The organism is Paenibacillus eucommiae, from assembly GCF_017874215.1.
GTDB lineage: Bacteria > Bacillota > Bacilli > Paenibacillales > NBRC-103111 > Paenibacillus_AI > Paenibacillus_AI eucommiae.
In genome coordinates this window covers 13,600-35,220 of record NZ_JAGGLB010000036.1, presented here as the reverse complement: position 1 = coordinate 35,220, position 21,621 = coordinate 13,600, and the positions used below count along the sequence as shown (strand labels likewise).

Here is a 21,621-nt window from a genome sequence, read left to right as displayed (position 1 = left end):
GATGCTGGATTCGGTCTTTTGGCAGGGAAAGAAAGTTTTTGTTACTGGCCATACCGGCTTTAAAGGAACTTGGTTAAGCTTATGGCTGACACAGCTCGGAGCGATAGTGACCGGATATGCTTTGAAGCCTCCGACTAGCCCCAGCATGTTTGAATTGTGCAAAATGGTACATGTCATCCCAACGGTTTATGCAGATATCCGCGACCAGCATGCCTTACTCGAAGCTTTGAGTGCCGCCAAGCCTGAGATCGTAATCCATATGGCTGCGCAGCCCCTTGTCCGTTCTTCCTATGCAGATCCAGTCATGACTTTTGAAACTAATGTGATGGGTACGGTATATGTACTGGATGCTGTGCGCAAGGCTGTTGATGCGGGAGGTCAGATCAAAGCTGTTATTAACGTGACTACGGACAAGTGCTACGAAAATCAGGAATGGATTTGGGGCTATAGAGAAACGGACAGATTGGGGGGACATGATCCTTATTCCAGCAGTAAAGCCTGTTCTGAATGGGTTACCTCCAGTTACCGGGAGTCTTATTTCCCTCAATCGGAGTATGTAAAACATGGCGTCGCCCTTGCTTCAGCTCGTGCAGGGAATGTAATCGGAGGCGGTGATTGGGCTTCTGATCGATTAGTCCCTGATTGTATTCGGGCACAACTCCAACAAAAATCGATTATCGTTCGCAGCCCCGACGCTATCAGACCTTGGCAGCATGTATTGGAGCCGCTCTGCGGCTACCTCTTACTCGCACAAAAAATGGTAGAGCAAGGGGCAGATTTCGCTGAAGGCTGGAATTTCGGACCCGATGCGCAAGACGAGCGTTCCGTTATCTGGGTCGTAAAGCGGATATGCAGCCAGTGGCCGGAAGGTGATCAAGCCGGATATACGATTCAATCGCAGGGAGATTTGAATGAAGCCAACCAGCTGCGGCTGGATTCTTCCAAAGCGAGGAAGAGACTATCCTGGCGTCCACGTTGGAATACGGAGCAGGCGATCGACAAAGTACTTGAATGGATCGCTGTTTATCGGAGCCACGGAAATTTAACAGAGGTTTCTCTGCGGCAAATTATGGAGTTCACCAGAACGGATTAAGCTACTTGCGCTCATTCAAGCACTTTTAGCATTTGATATCCAGGTGAATCTAAAATATAGGATTTATTAAAAGCTGCCTTTTTTTGTGGGCAGCTTTCTTCCATGCTACCTTAACTTGAGCCACTCCTCCCTATGCTATTCTTAGAGGAATGGTTACCTTTTGGTTTCTATTTGTCTTTGCACTGTAGCACTCGGAATCCGTTCACCGACTTCACAAATTTCGAAAAATTTTACAAACCCAAGCTTAAGCAGCTCGATTGGGCTGCAAACAAGTGCCATAAGAAGCCCTTGCCCGTTGTTTGGTACATATCATGGGTAAGATACAATCTTAGTTCGAATGAATACGATTAATCCCTTACTTATAGAGGTTAGATTATTCTCGTTAAAAAAAGAAAAATCTATATGTTTTGCTACTTTGCGCCACAAATAATTTTCTGGAGCCGTGCAGTAGATTAATCCGAAATTCATTTGAGATCCCGATCGGTGCGTATGCAGGATTCATAACACCACGATATCCAAAGGATTTCATAGGTATTGTCATATCATATTACCGCGGTGATGATATAATTTATTTATCCAAAAAGAAAGACTGCCGAGACTTTCTCGACAGTCTGAGATACGCCTTTCATAAGCTCATTTTTATTACGAAATTGTAATGCCAGCACTAGCATACCCAGTAACTGTATTAATAAGGGTTAGCCCCGAAGCAGTGGCTGAGAATACCATTAATAGACGTGTCTGTGGTGTGACAGGAATACTCAAACCAGTTGTTATCGAATTTACAAAACTTCCTAAATTGATAGTTCCTGTGAGATTTGGAAGAGTTACAATTGCACCTGCAACTGGAACAAATGTGTTATTTGGAGTAGCTGATTGGAATAATTGTCCTCTTATAGTAATATCAGTACCAAGAAGACTTAAAGATACGGTATTACTGAAATAAGCAGCAATTGATGTGATCGTTCCAGAACGAGGTACCGAAAAAGCAAAGTTGATAATAGGTCCAGCTAGAGTACCTGTCAGATCTATGTTACCACCAACAAGAGTAATCCCCGTAGCAGAACTTCCAAATCCAACAAGACTTGTTGTTCCAACTAACCCCAGCGCTACTGTAGTCATGATAACAGGTCCTCCAGATGCCAGAGGTATGATTGCTCCTGCTCCAGGAGCTCCTGTTGCTCCCGTTGCCCCTATGACTCCGGCTTCTCCTGTTGCTCCGGTTGCCCCTGTTGCTCCAGCTTCTCCCGTTGCTCCGGTTGCCCCTGTTGCTCCAGCTTCTCCCGTTGCTCCGGTTGCCCCTGTTGCCCCTACTGCACCCGTTGCTCCGGTTGCCCCTATTGCTCCAGTGGCTCCACTTGCTGCCAGTAATGTGTAATCTCCTGAAGTATCTGGCGTTCCGGTCGGTGGTGCTGTGTTTACAATATACGTGCTTCCATTATAGGTGACCACTTGACCTACCGGATACGTTGGTGCTACCACTGGATCAAATTCTACTATTCCATCTAAACCTACCCCTGTGGCTCCAGTAGCCCCAGTAGCCCCAGTTGCCCCTGCTGCACCCGTTGCTCCGGTTGCCCCTATTGCTCCAGTGGCTCCACTCCCTGCCAATAACGTGTAATCTCCTGAAGTATCTGGCGTTCCGGTCGGTGGTGCTGTGTTTACGATATACGTGCTTCCATTATAGGTGACCACTTGACCTACTGGATACGTCGGCGCTACCACTGGATCAAATTCTACTATTCCATCTAATCCTATCCCTGTGGCTCCTGTGGCTCCTGTGGCTCCTGTGGCTCCTGTAGCCCCAGTTGCCCCTGCTGCACCCGTTGCTCCGGTTGCCCCTATTGCTCCAGTGGCTCCACTTGCTGCCAGTAATGTGTAATCTCCTGAAGCATCTGGCGTTCCTGTCGGTGGTGCTGTGTTCACGATATACGTGCTTCCATTGTAAGTTACTACCTGACCTACTGGATACGTTGGCGCTACCACTGGATCAAATTCTACTATTCCATCTAAACCTATCCCTGTTGCTCCTGTAGCCCCAGTTGCCCCTGCTGCACCCGTTGCTCCGGTTGCCCCTATTGCTCCAGTGGCTCCAGTGGCTCCACTCCCTGCCAATAACGTGTAATCTCCTGAAGTATCTGGCGTTCCGGTCGGTGGTGCTGTGTTCACGATATACGTGCTTCCATTGTAAGTTACTACCTGACCTACTGGATACGTTGGCGCTACCACTGGATCAAATTCTACTATTCCATCTAAACCTACCCCTGTTGCTCCTGTGGCTCCTGCTGCACCCGTTGCTCCGGTTGACCCTATTGCTCCAGTGGCTCCACTCGCTGCCAATAACGTGTAATCTCCTGAAGTATCTGGCGTTCCGGTCGGTGGTGCTGTGTTTACAATATACGTGCTTCCATTATAGGTGACCACTTGACCTACCGGATACGTTGGTGCTACCACTGGATCAAATTCTACTATTCCATCTAATCCTATCCCTGTGGCTCCTGTAGCCCCAGTTGCCCCTGCTGCACCCGTTGCTCCGGTTGCCCCTATTGCTCCAGTGGCTCCACTTGCTGCCAGTAATGTGTAATCTCCTGAAGCATCTGGCGTTCCGGTCGGTGGTGCTGTGTTCACGATATACGTGCTTCCATTGTAAGTTACTACCTGACCTACTGGATACGTTGGCGCTACCACTGGATCAAATTCTACTATTCCATCTAATCCTATCCCTGTGGCTCCTGTAGCCCCAGTTGCCCCTGCTGCACCCGTTGCTCCGGTTGCCCCTATTGCTCCAGTGGCTCCACTCGCTGCCAATAACGTGTAATCTCCTGAAGTATCTGGCGTTCCGGTCGGTGGTGCTGTGTTTACGATATACGTGCTTCCATTATAGGTGACCACTTGACCTACCGGATACGTCGGTGCTTCTAGTGGATCAAATTCTACTATTCCATCTAAACCTACCCCTGTGGCTCCCGTTGCTCCTGTTGCTCCTGTAGCCCCAGTTACTCCTGCTGCACCTGTTGCACCGGTCGCACCCGTTGCTCCAGTTCCTCCGGTTGCACCAGTCGCTCCAGTAGCCCCAGCTCCAGTAGCCCCGGTTGATCCAGTGGCTCCACTCCCTGCCAATAACGTGTAATCTCCTGAAGTATCTGGCGTTCCGGTCGGTGGTGCTGTGTTTACGATATACGTGCTTCCATTATAGGTGACCACTTGACCTACCGGATACGTTGGTGCTACCAATGGATCGAATTCTACTATTCCATCTAAACCTACCCCTGTGGCTCCCGTTGCTCCGGTTGCTCCTGCTGCACCTGTTGCACCGGTCGCACCCGTTGCTCCAGTTCCTCCGGTTGCACCAGTCGCTCCAGTAGCCCCAGCTCCAGTAGCCCCGGTTGCTCCAGTGGCTCCACTCGCTGCCAATAACGTGTAATCTCCTGAAGTATCTGGCGTTCCGGTCGGTGGTGCTGTGTTTACAATATACGTGCTTCCATTATAGGTGACGACTTGACCTATCGGATACGTCGGTGCTTCTAGTGGATCAAATTCTACTATTCCATCTAAACCTACCCCTGTGGCTCCCGTTGCTCCCGTAGCCCCAGTTGCTCCTGCTTCACCTGTTGCACCAGTTGCTCCCGTTGCTCCAGTTCCCCCTGTTGCACCGGTCGCTCCGGTTGCACCTGTCTCACCAGCTCCAGTAGCCCCGGTTGCACCGGGCGCTCCTGTTGCACCAGTTGCTCCCGTTGCTCCAGTTCCCCCAGTTGCACCGGGCGCTCCGGTTGCACCTGTCTCACCAGCTCCAGTAGCCCCGGTTGCACCGGTCGCTCCTGTTGATCCTGTTGCTCCTGTTGCTCCAGTGGCCCCGGTTTCACCAGCTCCTGTTGCTCCGGTTGCACCCGTTGCTCCAGTAGCTCCGGTCACTCCAGTAGCTCCGGTTCCTCCTGTCGATCCAGTAGCGCCTCTCGCTGCCAACAACGTATAGTCGCCAGAAGTATCTGGTGTTCCGCTTGGTGGCGCCGTGTTTACTATATATGTGCTTCCATTATAGGTAACGACTTGACCTACCGGATATGTTGGTGCCAATAGCGGATCAAAAGGAACAATTCCAGTTAAGCCAACTCCAGTAGCTCCAGTTGGACCAGCCGGTCCGGTGGCTCCTGTTGCTCCACGCTCTCCTCCAGAAGGTCCAGTTGCTCCTGCGGGCCCTGCAGGTCCTGTAGCCCCAGTCCCTCCTTCTCCATACTCCCCTTGTCTTCCTCTTTTACCGCGGGGCCCACGCGAGCCTTTCGGTCCTCGTGGACCTTGCGGACCTCTTGCAGATGGTTTTGGGGAAGGACAGGTAACTTTTATTATTTCAGTATTGCAATCTTTTTTCTTGTGAGATTTCTTCTTAGACTTTTTTTTCGGACAATCCATTAAATAGCACCTCCGTTTTAGTATCTTCTTATCTTATGTACTGTTCCTTAATACGGAGTGGACTTGCACCCAATTATTCAATAGACTTCAAACTATTTATAGAAACATAGTATACTAATCTGAAAATTTCTACGAAAAAAAAAGAAGAGTCCCCTAAATGCCAAGGAATCCTTTTTTTGTAAAATTACAGAAAACTAATTAATTGTAACACCTGCACTTGCATAGCCTACCACAGTATTCACAAGCGTAGTTCCTGCTGCTGTTGCAGAAAATACCATTAATAAACGATCTCCTTCGGATACAGAAATATCCAACCCGTAATTTGTACCCCTGCTGCTGGCGCCACTTGCAATTGGACCCGGGATAGGTGGAGCTAATGTTACACTCGCTTCTGGAATTGGTCTAAAGATGTTGGTTGTGGTTTCAGTGAATAATTGAGCTGTGATGGTTATTGTCGTTGTTGCAATGGCCAGTGCCACTGTTGCGCTAAAAAATCCAGAAATAGAAGTTATTGTCCCATCACGGGGCACTGAAAATGCCATATTAAGAAGCGTGCCACCAGCACCTGTGAGATCTATCACTCCACCTGCAAGAGCAATATTAGTAGCTGAACTTCCAAATCCTATGAGACCCGTAGTGCCTACTACTCCACCTCCTATAGTGGTCATTGTAATAGGAAGTCCAGACGCATATGGAATTATTGCACCAGGACCCGCATCTCCTTCTCTACCTCTTCTGCCCCGGGGACCTCTTGGACCCTGAGGTCCTCTAAGACCACGAAGACCCTGCGGAGCTTTCACCTTTACATTTGTAGGAGCACAATCTACCTTTATTATTTTCTTATTGCAACTGCTTGGTGTATCACATCCACTTTTTGAATGCTTTTTTTGACAGCTCATAAATGAACACCTCCGTTTTAGTATGATTCATTTTATGTAGGATCTCTTAATCTGGATTGGACTAGCATCTATTTTTAATAGACTTCAATCTATTCTGTCAAAAAAAATGTGTAAGCATATAAGAGAAACAAGCTTTAATTCAAGAGCTAGTGCAATTATATTGCTGGAACATTCTTAATAGGCAAAAAAAACAGACCCACAGCCATTTGCTGTGGGTCTTACGCACAATTTTGTATTACGTCGTTCCGTTATTACCATAGCGACGCACACGCAGCAGCGCTTGCTCCTTATGTCCCATGAATCGCTCAATCTCGCACAACCGAGCCACATATTCTCCAACCAAAACGCTTGCTTCGGGCGTGCAGTGCTGGTAAGTGCAGGTTTTAAGAAATTTTCCAACCCATAATCCACCCGTGTAGCGTGCTGCCCCTTTTGTAGGGAGTGTGTGATTTGTGCCTATTGCTTTATCGCCGTAAGCCACATTCGTTTCAGGACCCAGGAATAGTGCGCCGTAGTTCGTCATATTTTCGAGAAAATACCTTGGATTTTCCGTCAACACCTCAACATGTTCATAAGCAAGCTTATCCGCCTCAATAACAGCTTCTTCAATACTATCTACCAAAATGATCATACCGTTATCCTTCCATGCCACTAGTGCTATATCTGCTGTTGCTAGTGTCTGCAGCTGTCTTTCTATCTCTATTAATGTCTCCTCTGCCAGCTTGGATGAAGTAGTAATCAGTACTCCCGGAGAAGTAGGACCATGCTCGGATTGACCTAATATATCGCAAGCAACCATTTCCGCATCCGCGGTGTGATCGGCAATAACCATGACCTCTGTTGGGCCTGCAAATAAATCAATACCTACTTTTCCGTACAATTGCCGTTTGGCTTCAGCTACATACGCATTGCCTGGACCAACCAGCATATCGACCGGTTTTATGACTTCAGTGCCTAATGCCATAGCGACCATAGCCTGGACGCCTCCAAGAATATAAATTTCATCCGCACCTGCAAAAGCCATCGCACAAACCGTCGCAGCCGGTATTTCCCCATCGATCGGAGGGGTACAGGCAATTACTCTTTTCACACCAGCAACCTTCGCAGTAAGAATGCTCATATGCGCGGAAGCGACCATCGGATAACGGCCTCCAGGAATATAACAGCCCACGCTGTTTACAGGTATGTTCTTATGTCCAAGCGTCACTCCGGGGAGCGTTTCCACCTCAAGATCCGTGATCGTCGCTCTCTGCTTTTCGGCAAAATTACGAATTTGCTCCTGGGCAAACCGGATATCTGTTTTCACCTGCTCAGGAACACTAGCCACAACAGCCTCTATTTGCTCCTGACTAAGACGAAAGCTTGAAGGCAGCCAGCTATCGTACTGCTGTGACAATTCGCGCACCGCCGATTCGCCATGTTTACCGATTTTTTCGATGATGCGCCGGACTGTTTCATAGACCTTTTGATCATGCTCGAGAATTTCCTCCTGTGTCTTGCCTGCCTTTAAAAAAGTTGCCATGTTTGTTCCCTCCAAATATAAGTAAGTTGTTTACACGCTGCCCATCTCATTGATATCACTTATTCTGAATACGTATTCATAAAAGATTAAAAAAATTAGCTTAGTGCAGCAGTCGTTTTTCTGACATTCAAAACGGGCTGCAGCAAAATTTGACGAGGTTCCGCATTTACTTCCGATAGCTCGATCAGTTCAATCAAATTATCAGCGGCAATTTCCCCCATGGTCTGCATATCACTGCTGCCGACAGTAGTTAATTGAATCGCCTGGTGGGACGAAAGCCTGATATCGTCAAAACCAGCGATGCTAATATCTTCAGGTACACGTAAGCCCCTCGACATAATGATATCCATACAAATAAGCGCTATCGTATCCGTTACACACATAATAGCGGTAGGAGGCGGGTCCATCGCCAATAGCTTCACTGTCGCTTCTTCAACTTCATTACTGGAAGTACCAATAAAGTGGATCATTTCAGGAATCAAATTCACATTGGCTTCGGCCATTGTTTGCTCAAAACCAAGCTTGCGGTCAAGAAAAGTAGAAACATCCGTGCGTCCAGAAATATAAGCAATTCTCTGATGTCCTAGCTCTAATAGATGCTGTGTCAGCATTTTTGCCGCCAGTTGGTTATCCAGAACAACAAAATTACCTCCATGACGCGGCTTGCGATTAAAAAACATACAAGGTATTTTCGTTTTCTTGATCCTTTCCAGCACCGGATCGTCCAGCTTGATCAAAGAAAGGAGCAATCCATCGACCTTAAAGCCCATAACAGAATCAAAAAAATCCGGGACCTCATCCTCATCCTCGAAATATGTGATCGTTTTGTAGCCTTTGCTTTTAGCCGAATGTACAATAGAATCCGTCGTCTCAGCGAAGAAGCCATTCTTCAGCGTGCCAGATACCAGGGCAATCGTTCGGGTTGTGTTAGTAACTAAGCTGCGGGCAATCAAATTAGGATAGTAACCTAGTTCTTCCATAGCTTCCAGTACTCTATTTCTGGTTTCCGCCTTAACGCTGTCGGGGTTATTAAGCACTCTGGAAACCGTTGGCTGCGACACCCTCGCTCTCTTGGCAACATCTTTAGATGAAATCATGGAAGCACCTTTTTCTGAATACGTATTCACAAAAATATAATATAAATTTATTACAGCCTAGCCGATTTGTCAATAGTCCAATATGTATAGTGCTTATCTAACAATTGCTCCCCCTCTTCAGAAGCCAACTCTTCCAACGTAAGGCAGCAAAGAGTGACAAGCATATGCTCCAGCCTTATTGGATGTTGGGAATGCTGAAGCTTTTCTGCAAATCGACTGAGATTTTGCGCAGCTTGAACTAACAAAGCCTGCAAAATATACATGGCCGAGTCCGAAAGCGGTGGATTGCCCTTATAGTTCTGCAATCTGCCTCCTTCCCTATAAGAGGGATACTGCTCCAAACCAATAAAATGAAGGAACCACTCTGCCTTGTAAGTACCATTTGCGGCAGTAATTCCAGCATAATCAGCAATAAGCTCATCCATCATATTATTTTCCATGGACGAAAACACCCTGCGTGTAAAATAGTGGGCAGCTTCATGCTCTCTTCGAATCACTAGCGATAATTCATTCCATACTTCCGCGCTCATGCTGCTGTCGGGGATTACAGAGCTATAGGGACCATCCGTCAACAGGATCAGCCGATCCTGATAAAGCTCCTTCTGGGCTATAAGCAAGCTGAATTGCTCCTGCCATCCTCCATTTTCATGCGCTCCTCCATGATTCTGCTCCCAATGCTTCTTGTGCATCCATATTCGATCCCAGTTATTATACCCTCCTATCATGCACGCTCCCATAGAATCAGGTATGGTAACTGGTTCATTTTTTCGGGTCAACGCTTGCACAAGCTTCACAAAATCCGGTCTGTGTCTGGTGGTCAACACTGGAATTTTTCCCGCAGCAGTTTGGTGAATGTTCAAATCCATTAAATCTGGACGGCTAAAACACACTCCATCATTCACTCGAATATCACTAGTCATTACGCCCTTTAGTACTGCTTGACGATAAGCAGGGGTTTGACTAATTCCTTGCTGGATAGGAAATTGCAGTTGAATCAGCTTCGACCGGAGAACGTCAATCAGATTTCTGTCCTTTGTCTCTTTCAAGTAGGCTTCCCAAACAGGAACAAAGCCTTCATCAGCCATTGGAAATTGGGGCAGACTTTGAATTTGCTCCGCAGATTGTACAAACCTATTTTTGTTATAGGCTAACAGTTCCTCTGCCTCCGCGATGCCCGCTCCAAAAGAACGAAGCACTTCTTTCCTCCACGCTTCAGAAACCATAATTATCTCCTATGTCTGTGTATAGTATCCTTATTATACTTTATTATTCAGAGCACCAGTACCCTGACTATGTGATGAAGAAATGAAAAATAACCCCGCCAATGGGGTTAGCTGTTCATCACTTCCATATTCCTCCTGTCACCGGATAAAGAGATCCTGTGACATAGGAAGCAGCATCTGACAGCAGAAAGGCTGCCACTTCATTTATTTCATTAGCTCTACCGCTTCTCCCCAGCAAAGAGATTTCTTTCATCATATCCATATGCTGCTGACCAATATTGGCCAGTACTTCATCGGATTTGAAATCACCTGGTACAACCACATTGGCACGAATGCCATAAGGCGCATATTCAACTGCAATAATTCGTGTCAAATGCTCCAATCCAGCTTTGCCTGCGCCGTAACCTCCATTGCCGATTCGGGGCATAGTTCCAAGCACGGAGGAAGTATTAACGATGGAACCGCCACCTGATTTCATCATGAGGCTGGCCGCATATTTAGAGAAAAGAAAGGTGCTGGTCAACGTTCCACGAATATTATCCTCCCAGTCCTGCAGCGATTGGTTCGCAATAGTCCCCACCTTATTTACATAAGCATTATGGTACGAGCCATCCAATCTACCAAAGGTTTGTTCGACAAGCTCCACCAAATCCTTGACATCTTCTTCTTTACACACATCAGTCCGTTTGTAAAGCAGACGTCCGCTGCCGTAACGTTCCAGCAATAGATTTTTTTCCGGAAAATCTTGCTCCGACTTAATATCGCACGCTGCAACGATGGCGCCTCTTTCCAAGAACAAGTTCACAGCCGCACGGCCTCCAGCGCCTAATGCACCAGAAATAAGGATGACTTTATTGTTTAACTGCATCGAATCCATACCTTATGCTCCTATCCATTGATGATGATAACAGATCGAGCCGCATATTCTCCTGCGCAGTCCCGATCTGCTCCATTGATTATCCTTTAACTCCACCAAGAGTCGCGCCTTCCGCAATTTGTTTTTGGAATACGATGTAGATGATGATCGTTGGAACCATGGCAATCGTAACGCCTGCAAATAAAGTCACCCAATCTGCTTTATATTGCATAATCTGATTAGCATGATACATCGCTACCCCGATCGTGTACTTCTTGGCATCGCTCAAGTAAATAAATGGTCCCAGGAACGAATTGTATAGACCCAGGAACTTAAAGATCGCAACAGTCACGATACCTGGAGTCGATAGAGGGAGAATGATGCGAATAAACACCTGAAAGAGCGAAGCTCCATCAATAAAAGCACTTTCTTCCATTTCTTTAGGCAAGGATTGCATGAATCCACCGAGCAGCATCAGGAAAAACACGCTTTCACCAAAGCTGTCGAGAATAATGAGACCTGTCAAGCTGTTCGTAAGACCTAAATCCCTCATTAATACATACTGAGGAACTAATGCATTAATCCCTGGTAAAAACAACGAAATCATAATAGTGCCCCAAATAAATTTACGTCCGGTAAATTCAACACGAGTAAGCGTATAAGCACTCAACGTCGCCAAAAAAGTACCCAGTGCAAGACTCACACCCACGTAATAGAGCGTATTCAGCATGGTGGATCCCAGGTGATACGATTTCCAGGCATTTGTGTAGTTTTCCCATCTGAGCTGCTCAGGAAATGCCCACACATTTGCAAAAAACTCTTTATTTGTTTTGAGTGATTCGAGAATAATCCAGAACAATGGGAAAATAACGGTTAATGCACATAAAAACATGATAAACCGCCAGATGACATCAATAAAAGTGCGTTTATTAGTATCCACGGGAGCCCTCCTTCCTGAAGCTTCGAAGCTTAAAATTCAATTTGATCCTTAGGGCTGAGTCTGTCGATAATGAGCTTCAAGATGATCAGGATGACAAACAGGAACATGCCGATCGCCGATGCATACCCATAGCTATGAGAATCTTTACCGAATGCCATATTGAACATATACAATCCGATTACTTCCGTCGATCCTGCCGGTCCACCATTGGTCATGATCAGCATAATTTCAAATCCTTTAAATACACCAAGTACGAGGAACAAAGTACTGATACGGACAATTGGGTTAATCAGTGGAATCGTAATTTTCCACAGTCTTGTCATATGAGAGGCCCCATCCAGTATCGCCGATTCATATAAAGATGAAGGGATAGATTTCATAGCGTTCATGAAGATAATGACATAAAATCCGACTCCACCCCAGATAAGTGGCGGCAAAAGAGCCCAAATGGCTGTTCGCTTGTCACCTAACCAGTAAAACTCATTGTTGTCAATGCCAAAAACCTTCAAAATGGCGTTCAATAATCCATTGCTCCCGTCATAAATGAACGACCATAACAAGGCAATTACGATAATAGCCAATACGTTTGGCAGAAAATAAATGACTTTATAGAATGCCGACTCGCGGTACCCTTTGACATTAAGCAGATACGCAAGAAGAATGGAAGGGATAATCGTCAAGATAGGAACTGTAATCATCAATAGGAGGTTATGCCCTAGATCTCTCCATACATAATGATCCTTGAATAAATAAATATAATTATCAAGCCCGACAAACTTAGCCGCGGTAAGTCCGTTCCACTCGAGCAAGGAGTAGTAAGCAGACAATATATTTGGATATAGCGTGAATAGTAAATAACCTAAATAACTTGGGCTTAACGCCAGAATAACAAAGACCCACTTTTGCACTTTCTTTTTACTTAAGCTGGTCGTCTTCACGGTATTCCCATATTGAGCTTTAGCCATCTGCTTGCCTCCTTTCACAGTTGTTTACAGCTTATGTTGTTTTTACTTTATAAAGCGGAGAGGGACCGGAGTCCCTCTCCCCTGTTTTTCAATTGAAAGCTCTATTAGCCCAATTTATTATTTTTTTGCTTCTATTACTTTCTTCATTAACTTATCTGCTTCTTCAAGCACTGGCAGCGGATCTTTTTTACCAGCTGTTACTTCAACGATCATTTCAGTAATCATCTTAGTAGCTTTGGCTGCATCCGGCTCAGAGAAGACAACGTCGCGAACACCGGAACCAAATTTACCATTGTTGTTTTTCACATACTCAAGAACAGCTTGTGGAGCTTGTTGCAGCTTAGCAACGTTTTCTGCGTTATCTGCAAAATCCTTACGAATTGGAGCAATTCCGTTTTCACCGTTAACTGCTTGAATGTCGTTAGTCATCAGGAACAGGTTAAATTCTTTAGCCCATGCTTTAACCAGGTCAGGCTTGTTTTTCCAGATCATCAAGCTTCCGGAACCAATTCCGTTCTCCACCCAAATCGGATCTCCAGCTTTTTCGCTGAAAGGAATTGCCATGAAGCCCCACTGAAAGCCATCAGGAGTCGAATCGATCATTTCATTCTCTACCCAGTCTCCAGTTGCAGCCAAGGCAGCTTTATGTTGAAGGATTTGCATTTGTGATTGTGTATGGTTTAGTGCAGCAACACCTGGAGGGAAGTATCCCTTTTTACCCATATCGTAAATACGTGACCACATTTCCTTATATTCTGGTGCAGAGTACATATTTATGCCAGCTCTGAAATCTTTTGTGAAAGCTTCGAGGTTACCTTGATGCTCAGCAAGCTCAAAAGGTTTCATTGTGAATCCAAAGTACAAGTAAGTTGCATAAACACCAGGGTACGTAATTGGAATAATTCCGTCTGCTTTAATGGTTTCCATCAAAGCCATGAACTCGCTGTAAGTTTTCGGAGCGGTGTTCCAGCCTTTTTCTTTGAAGAAGGCTTTGTCATAAAACAGTCCAAGAGAGTAAGCGCCCATTGGAATTTGATAGAACTTGCCATCAACCTTAGCAGCATATTCCATTGTGTTATCCAATACAACATCTTTCAGCTTCTTGCCAGGAGCATCCGGAACTTCACGTTCCCAAAGATCTGACAAATCTTCGAACAAACCAGCTTGTTGAGCAATAGTACCTTCGTCTCCGTTAAAGCTTGGGGAGATGATATCGAACATATCCTCATCATTTTTTGCCGCCATTTTCGTACCAATCAGGTCACGAATAACTGGGGAAGATGTCATTTCGAAGCTTACATTCGGGTATTTCTCGGTGAACTTCGCTACAGCGTTATCTGCCCAAGCGCGTCCGTAACCGTTTTCCCAATAGCCCCATTTGATTTTAACTTTTTCAGTTTTGGAAAGCCCGTTCTCTGGATAAACATCGCCACCAGCGTCTGATGGAGCCGGTGTTCCAGTACCGCTTGTCGGAGCAGGAGTCGATGTTCCTTTTCCACCACTGCTACAACCAACCAACACTGCAAACGCTAACAAAACAATGAAAAGCTTTGCCGTCCAACTTTTTGCGGAATACCCCATTTTCTTTTCCCCCTCGAATATAAAAAAAGTTCATCTCAGATAAGGTTACATGCGCGTTAATTAAAATAACACATAAGGTGAAGTTAATTAACATCAACCGTACAACTATCTGAAATGTTACACACATATTACACCGATTATATCGAAACGTCAACAAAAAATTTCACCAGTGGAAAAAACTTTGTATACATGAATGAAACGATTGTAAGCGCTTTAAATATTGATAAAAAATTTTAATCCTTTTTATTACACACTCTGTAAAATTATTACTTGTAAGCGTTTTAGTTAACTGGTAAAAAATTTTAACTTGCTAACAGTCACCACGTTCCATCTCATAGTCCAGCTTTCCAACACCCATCGTTCTTTTGCATTAGGGATGTCCCCTCAAGCATTGACTTACATTAGATTCGGATCATTGGCATCAATATTCATAAAAAATCTGTTCGTGCAATAGATTCCAGTGTTAATGAGTGTACTTCGCTGAGGTGTCTTCCCTCCTTCGAATTGAGGCTATTTGAGCGGTATTTGGGTTGAAGTGATTTAGGGTCAATTTCCAGTGCCGTGAAGATTTTAGGAAGGTATTTATGGCCCGACCGTTCGCCGTGAAGAATGTAGTTAAGATAGACCTTGGTCGTTCCAACTTCCTCAGCAAGCTGCGCCTGGGTTTTGCCGACGTCGAGAAGCCGTTTCCTAATGATCACCCCGATCGGAGACAACTCCCTCTTTTTCTTCAAGTCTGGCCGCTCCTTTCCCGATGTGGTCCATTGCTGCTTCTTTGGAACTTTTTTAGTGTTTTTGACTGGAAATGTTGTGGTAAGATTCCAAGTGGTGAACTTGTTAATCTAACTATAAAATACACGAATATCCGTGCTAAGTCAACAGTTTAAATGCATTTTTTTACGTGTATGAAAACTTTTCACCTCAAAACACTTCTACTAACCTGGTGGTATATGAATGAATATCGGAGCAAGAATCAAGGAATTACGGGGCAAATCAAGGATTAACCAGGAGCAATTAGCAGAAAACATCAAGGTTTCCCGTGGCAATGTCGGAGATTGGGAACGAGGCAGGGCAAAGCCCGGAGCAGACGCACTCCTCTCTCTCTGGCGAAGTTCTTCAAGGTTTCAGTCGATTGGATTCTGGAAGGTGAATCCCTTCAGACCTACAAAGACACACGCATATTAGAGAACACCCACACGGAAAGAGCATCTCCCGCTATTCTTCCGAATCGCTTCCAGTAAATGAAATGTCCTCATGGCATCATTAATACGCTGTATATACTGCATTCAGAATTAGCTTAGCTTGATTAACTTGAACAATGTCTTAGCTAATCAAGTTAATCAAGCTAAGCTAAAACGAATTTATTGTTTATACTTGAGTATTTACACAGGTGAAACTGCTGTATAGCTCTCTTCGATTTGTGAGCACAGCGCTTCCTCTGTCTCCAAACCTGCCCAGTACAGCTTTAATTCCTGATTGATCCGGGATAATTCGCTTGCACTGATGTTAAGATCCGTAAAATAGCGGAAGCTCGGAATCGTTTCACGGAAAAGTGAAAACCGCGTAGGGCGATAACGCTTTTCTTCCCCTACGTACTCCGCGGCAGCTTTTCTCGCAGGCAAACTGTACGTATGCTGGCGAACGAAAAGCTGTGCCTGATAGGAGGTGAGAAATTCCACCAACGTAACAGACGCTTCCTTAACCTGTGATTTACGATTAACGGCCAGCCCCGTATTTAACAGCATCGTCATGGGTGTCCCCAAATGAGGGACAGGTGCCACATCAAAGGACAAGTGCTCCCCAAGTAAATAATTCAGGTAAAAATAACTGGTCATAATCATCGACACTTTGCCCTTAGCAAGAAACAGCTCCGATTCACCGGTGACACTTCCATCCCTTAGAGAAGGAATATGCTGCTTCATTTCACCGCAGTAGCGCAGAGCGTCCATCATCCTTGTCCCCGCCAGCTTCAGCCGCCCATCCTCCTGACGCTCGAATTTACCTCCATGCTGCAGCAGCAATAGCGGCCAACGATTCATGGAATATAAATCGCAGTGAAAGCCAAGCCGTTCATTCGGAATAGCCAGCTTGGACGAAGCTTCAATCAAATCTTTCCACTGCCAGCTGCTGTCCGGTTCAGACAGCTGTGCTTCCCGAAAGTGCTCGCGGTTATAGCACAAAATAAGCGGTGAGAAAATAAAAGGCTGCACAAGCTGACGGCCATCCGCCATAAAGGCATCCGACAAAATCGGATACAGATCGGGATTGCGTTCCTGCGGCTCCAATAGCCCGGCAGCGTCATTTTCCATAAACTCCTGAAAGTTTGTATAGTTCATCATCACTACATCGAGCATACCGTTCGCTAAATAATCACGGATATAGCTATAATTATTACTTGCTGTCGGTACAGCAAGAACCCGAATATGCGGATTAGTCTGTTGAAACAGCTCCAATAGACGATGCATATCCGCTTCGCCGGTCACTGAGCTGTGGAATCCGAGTTTAACTGTCGGGATGGAATCATCATGGAGACCGATTACTTTCGTTCCGACACGCGGTATTTTTTCAATCAATCCTTCGGCTACAAGCGTTTCAAGCCCTTTGCGGACGGATTGGTTGCTTAGATTATAATCCTCGGCCAGCGTTTTCTCAGCAGGCAAATAATCCCCTATCGGCCGTTTGCCTGTTACTATTTCCTCCCGCAGCATGTTTATGAGCTCACTCAAACGCTCGCGGGATGATTTGCGACTTGTGCGTTTTTCCATCTATTATACCTCATTTTCCAAGCTGCATTCCCACTGGCGAAAGGAATATATAGCCTGTATCCTTATTCTGTATATCCACTGATGTTGATGCTATTATAGCAACCAACTACCATTACTTGTCAACACAATAGATTTCACGGCATAATCGAACATTATGCCGTGAAATCAACAACAGTCAAGTTTACATGAATTTAACTTTGACACATGTTACTGCCTAAAAGACTAAGAAATTATATAATTGCCAATGCTATGCTTTATTGTTTCCTTTTCTATGGGCAATGCGGTTCGATTTACAGACTCTTCCACACAGGATGTGAGGAACAGATAGCTTCCGCTGCCGTAAGCAGCATCCACCATTTCATACTTGCCGCCTTTAAAGTGCGTGCCAAATGCTCTCAGCTTGTTAACCCCGCCTTGAATATGCAAATGGGCAGTGTCCGGATCAGCAGCTACGCTCGTTAGATTTGCCAAGGTCCAAGTGACAGTACCGGCTGTATTATTGCTTTTGAGTAAAGCCTTCTCGGCATTTGTACCACTGAGTACTGCCCCTCCATCGATCATTACAGATTGATCGGATGTTCCAGTGACGGACGGATCGAAATTTCCCGTCAGCAGCAGTCCACTGTTCTGGAACCCGCCGCCCTGAATGACGACCTCCACACTTCCGACCCGGACGGGTCTTGCTGCAGCCGATACACCTTTGAACCAGGTGTTGATCAGTACAAGCCGGTTGATACTGCCAATATTGTTATTGTCCACGTTAATAAACTCACAGTTTTGAAAGGTGAAATCTGCTGAAACCGGCAGGTTTCCGACGGCTGGGCTCCTTACAGGACGCGCAATTTCGTAATCCGGCATCATCCCGAATGTGCAGCCGTCGGCCATATTTTTTCTTTTGGAGCGTGAGGAGCTTTGGGATAAGGTAAGCATCATCTCAGCTGTACAGCCCCTCATTTGCAGGCCATCTGCATTCGCCCAGATCGTTCCGGAGTTGGCCAGTCCCTCCTTCTTGAAGGCGTGGATATCTTCGAACGTTATGTCTGTAATCTTCTTATGGGCTACAATCCGTGTTGCGATATGCTTCTTAACCGTAATCCGCTTGGCGCTGTCGCCCCAATTCGTCCCGCTGTTGGCGAACGACATTAGGCCGGAATTGCCGATATAGACAAGATCATGTTCGAACTGGCCATGTGTGACGAAGGGACCGTAATCATCGCCATCGCCATGACAATTCTCAACCATGCAATAGCCCGCACAGGTGAAATCATTCAAATGCCGCGCATTGCTTGTATTACAATCTTTGACATGCCCATACAGAACATTCAACTGCTGGGTCAAGTAGCCGGTACCTCCCCAATCCCTCTCCTCAGGGTTATACAGCTCACAGCGTTCCGTCACATAGTGGGTACAGTAACGCCTTTGGACAACCGGCCAGAAAACCTGGGTAGCTACAACTCCAGTAACGTCACATCTCACTGCAAATTCATAAGCGACCGGATTTGAACCAATCTGATCCCATGTCTCAAAGGGTCTAACACTTGTCGAAGTGGTCGGCGGCACAGGAACGCCAACAAATTTCATATTGCGAACATGGCATCTGGAAACCGGGTTTATTTTCTTATACGTAATCGTCCGTCCGGCAGCAAGCGACCAGCCCAGCTTGTAATTAACGCGAATATGCTGAGCATCGATAATCTCCGTCACCATCAGCATATAATCCAGCTCCCGCTGGGCTTTGCCGCCAGGAAGATTGCCTACTTGGGCAATCCACCAGTCTTCTACCTTGAACACTGAAGAATCGGCAACTTCCAGAATATCGGTAAGCTCAGCCAGATCGGCCGTGAGCGTAACCGTTTGTGACTGACCTGCTTCTGTTCCTTGGAAGAATAGAATCGCTCCAAACGGATTATCACGGGTGTTGAGCTCGATGCCCTCGGTTGTAACGGTGCAGCCGTTAAAGTCAATCTCAATCCCGCTTCGATGAAACGTATGACGTCTCGCGAAATTCAGATTCGTGTGTCCCTCGATACGGTAAATAGCAGGATCATTTACCATCGCATCAAGGGCGTTATCCGCATGACTCGAAGCGTTAAAGATGCCGAACCAACGGAAATCTGCAACTCCGCTATGCAGCGTCTCCCAGCGGCCATCGACGCGCTTCTTGTCCGGCTTAGGCTCATGAACAGTACCGCCATTGTTAGCCTTGGTGCTTCCAGCAGCCCAGCGGACAAGCTTGCCTCCGCCATCACCATCCTGATAATAGCCTCCCACATGAACCTTCTGGCCATCCTTCAGCAATTTCGCAGGCAGCTCCAGCAAATGCTGTACCGTAGAAACCTGAAGCAATTCACTGCTTCTATCTGAAGTTTTGTCGCTGTTGCCATCCTTTTGTTTCGCCTGATCTTCGTCGCTATTCGCAAATGCCAGCTTGGAAGCAATTGTGCTTCCCGCCAGCAGCACTCCGCCTATACCGATTGTTCTGAGTACATTTCTTCTACTCATTCCCAGCTTGGCTGAGCTATCGGCGTGATGATCCTCCCGGCCTTCCCCTGCACCGTCTACACGCTTACTTTCATCAGCACTCAATTCTTCTCCATACATCTCAAGCAGCTCCCTTGTATCAAGATGAATACATATTCAATTGACTTTGCAAGCTTAGTTCTCTGCTTTAAATGTAATCGTCTTGCCTTGTGCTGTAGAAACCTGTTCTGCGTAGTAATCAAAAATCGCCTTGCCACCATATTTGTTCATAATTTCTTGACGGTATCCAGGCCATTTGGAGGCGTCCTTATCCTTGAACAGCACTTGAATAAGCAGCTCGTTCATACGTTTGCGCATGCCGCCCAAATCCATGCCCTCTTTAATACCCAAGCTGGTTCCAACAGAAGGCAAAATTTTGTAGGAACGAATTTTTTCAACAATTTGCTTATCGCGCTCCGTTATATTGGGATCAATAATGTCGAAACCGAAAACCTCTGGCTTTCTTGGTGTAAACCAGCCATAAATCTCAATGAAGTTGCCGTTATCGACAATATCCTTTGTATAGGCTTCTTGGTTCACTTCGATCTTTTGCCCATCACGCTTGTAATGAACGCCTTCAAGTCCGTAACGAGTCATCAGGAAGCCCTCTTCACCGGCAAGCCAGTCAAGAATTTCAATAGAACGCTTCACTTTCTCATCCGGGGATTTGGAGCTGATCACGAAAGGATTGCCCGGGATCGTCTCGATCCAGGTTCCGGTTTTCTCCCAAGGGTGGAACGGTACCCAATTTGCATTTGGATTGTTCGTAATTTGCTTCGTTTTCATTTGCAGTCCGGCCGGGTTGTTGTCGAATGCCAGATCTCTTCCCATGCCAAGCACGATGCCAACTTTCCCCTGCTGCGCTTTCTCATATTGCTGACCGTTTTTATTCAAGAGCCAATCAGGATCAACGATCTTCATATCGATTAATTTCTTGATATCATTCAGAATGCCTTCCATACGGATATCGGTCCGCACATCAATCAAGTTATCATTTTCTACATAAGTATCCCCAACCATCCCGTTATTCAGGAATTGCGGGAAATCCATCGAAATATTGGTACCATTGCCTGCAGCCGTGAAGCCATAAGTATCATTTTTATTGTTGCCATCCGGATCTTGCTCAGTAAAAGCCTTCATCACCGCGATCAATTCATCATAAGTAGTCGGGATATTCAATTTAAGCTTATCGAGCCAGTCTTGACGAATATAGAAGGTCCGATACAAATCAGTTTCATAAGGAATCGGCGCACGCTTGAAGACACCCTGTACCTGGTACATCTTTAAAGTATCTTCTTTCACCCAGTATTTAAAATAGTTCGGCATGCTCTCAGGTGTCACAATCCCGGTCAGGTCGCGGGCTACGCCGTCTTTAATGTAAGCATTGGAATCAATACCTTCTGAGAAAAAGACATCAGGAATGTCGCCGGAAGCTATCATGGTGTTCAATTTATTTTTGTAATCGCTTCCCATTGGCATATAAGTCAGTTTTAAATCTACATTAAATTTCTCTTCGATCGCCTTCTTCACGAAATCTTTATCTGCTGAAGGCAGCTGAAAGGAGCTCCCTGCAATTACGTTCCAATTCAGCTCCAGCTTCTCCTTTTGTCCAGACGGGCTTTGTGCAGGATCGGAGCTGTTCACCGGAGCTGGCGAAGAGCCTTCCTTGGCACCTCCGCATGCAGTCAAAATCAGCGATAACACAAGCAGTACAGACACTATTTTTAAGTATTTTCCGAACAAAACGATCTCCCCC

The 21,621-nt window shown here is 45.9% G+C and carries 15 protein-coding genes; 2 read left to right on the top strand and 13 right to left on the bottom strand.

The features are described 5' to 3' along the window. The first annotated feature begins 1 nt into the window (after position 1). Positions 2-1,093: a CDP-glucose 4,6-dehydratase gene (gene rfbG / locus J2Z66_RS34775; protein WP_209977427.1), complete on the top strand. Its 1,092-nt coding sequence runs from the start codon at positions 2-4 to the stop codon at positions 1,091-1,093. A gap of 642 nt (positions 1,094-1,735) precedes the next feature. Here rfbG and J2Z66_RS43605 read toward each other — a convergent pair. The 10 genes from J2Z66_RS43605 to J2Z66_RS34725 form a co-directional block, all read right to left on the bottom strand. Then, on the bottom strand, positions 1,736-5,497 hold the full coding sequence (locus J2Z66_RS43605; RefSeq protein WP_209977381.1) for an exosporium glycoprotein BclB-related protein: 3,762 nt from the start codon (positions 5,495-5,497) through the stop codon (positions 1,736-1,738). Positions 5,498-5,691: 194 nt separating this feature from the next. Next, the gene (locus J2Z66_RS34765) at positions 5,692-6,396 is read right to left on the bottom strand and encodes an exosporium glycoprotein BclB-related protein (RefSeq protein WP_209977380.1); all 705 of its coding nucleotides are present in this window, start codon (positions 6,394-6,396) and stop codon (positions 5,692-5,694) included. A gap of 235 nt (positions 6,397-6,631) precedes the next feature. After that, positions 6,632-7,918 carry a histidinol dehydrogenase gene (hisD, locus tag J2Z66_RS34760; protein WP_209977379.1) on the bottom strand — a complete coding sequence of 429 codons (1,287 nt, stop codon included), beginning with the start codon at positions 7,916-7,918 and terminating at the stop codon, positions 6,632-6,634. Positions 7,919-8,013: 95 nt separating this feature from the next. Next, positions 8,014-9,015, bottom strand: a complete 1,002-nt coding sequence (locus J2Z66_RS34755; protein WP_209977378.1) for a LacI family DNA-binding transcriptional regulator — start codon at positions 9,013-9,015, stop codon at positions 8,014-8,016. Positions 9,016-9,065: 50 nt separating this feature from the next. Next, on the bottom strand, positions 9,066-10,238 hold the full coding sequence (locus J2Z66_RS34750; RefSeq protein WP_209977377.1) for a DUF7005 family protein: 1,173 nt from the start codon (positions 10,236-10,238) through the stop codon (positions 9,066-9,068). A 118-nt stretch (positions 10,239-10,356) separates the two neighbouring features. Further along, positions 10,357-11,115: an SDR family NAD(P)-dependent oxidoreductase gene (locus tag J2Z66_RS34745; protein WP_209977376.1), complete on the bottom strand. Its 759-nt coding sequence runs from the start codon at positions 11,113-11,115 to the stop codon at positions 10,357-10,359. 79 nt (positions 11,116-11,194) lie between these two features. Further along, on the bottom strand, positions 11,195-12,034 hold the full coding sequence (locus J2Z66_RS34740; RefSeq protein WP_312894933.1) for a carbohydrate ABC transporter permease: 840 nt from the start codon (positions 12,032-12,034) through the stop codon (positions 11,195-11,197). A 29-nt stretch (positions 12,035-12,063) separates the two neighbouring features. Then, entirely contained in the window at positions 12,064-12,999 is a 936-nt protein-coding gene (locus J2Z66_RS34735) for a carbohydrate ABC transporter permease (protein WP_209977375.1), read from the bottom strand. Positions 13,000-13,116: 117 nt separating this feature from the next. Then, positions 13,117-14,580: an ABC transporter substrate-binding protein gene (locus J2Z66_RS34730; RefSeq protein WP_209977374.1), complete on the bottom strand. Its 1,464-nt coding sequence runs from the start codon at positions 14,578-14,580 to the stop codon at positions 13,117-13,119. A gap of 428 nt (positions 14,581-15,008) precedes the next feature. Further along, entirely contained in the window at positions 15,009-15,314 is a 306-nt protein-coding gene (locus tag J2Z66_RS34725; RefSeq protein WP_209977373.1) for a helix-turn-helix domain-containing protein, read from the bottom strand. 220 nt (positions 15,315-15,534) lie between these two features. Between J2Z66_RS34725 and J2Z66_RS44200 the strand changes: the two genes are divergently transcribed. Continuing rightward, the gene (locus tag J2Z66_RS44200) at positions 15,535-15,765 is read left to right on the top strand and encodes a helix-turn-helix domain-containing protein (RefSeq protein ID WP_209977372.1); all 231 of its coding nucleotides are present in this window, start codon (positions 15,535-15,537) and stop codon (positions 15,763-15,765) included. Between the two features lie 197 nt (positions 15,766-15,962). Here J2Z66_RS44200 and J2Z66_RS34715 read toward each other — a convergent pair whose 3' ends face one another. The 3 genes from J2Z66_RS34715 to J2Z66_RS34705 form a co-directional block, all read right to left on the bottom strand. Next, the gene (locus tag J2Z66_RS34715; RefSeq protein ID WP_209977371.1) at positions 15,963-17,345 is read right to left on the bottom strand and encodes an extracellular solute-binding protein; all 1,383 of its coding nucleotides are present in this window, start codon (positions 17,343-17,345) and stop codon (positions 15,963-15,965) included. A gap of 222 nt (positions 17,346-17,567) precedes the next feature. Beyond that, positions 17,568-19,946: a putative phage tail protein gene (locus J2Z66_RS34710; protein ID WP_209977370.1), complete on the bottom strand. Its 2,379-nt coding sequence runs from the start codon at positions 19,944-19,946 to the stop codon at positions 17,568-17,570. Positions 19,947-20,000: 54 nt separating this feature from the next. Beyond that, entirely contained in the window at positions 20,001-21,608 is a 1,608-nt protein-coding gene (locus tag J2Z66_RS34705) for an extracellular solute-binding protein (protein WP_209977369.1), read from the bottom strand. Positions 21,609-21,621 lie beyond the last annotated feature (13 nt).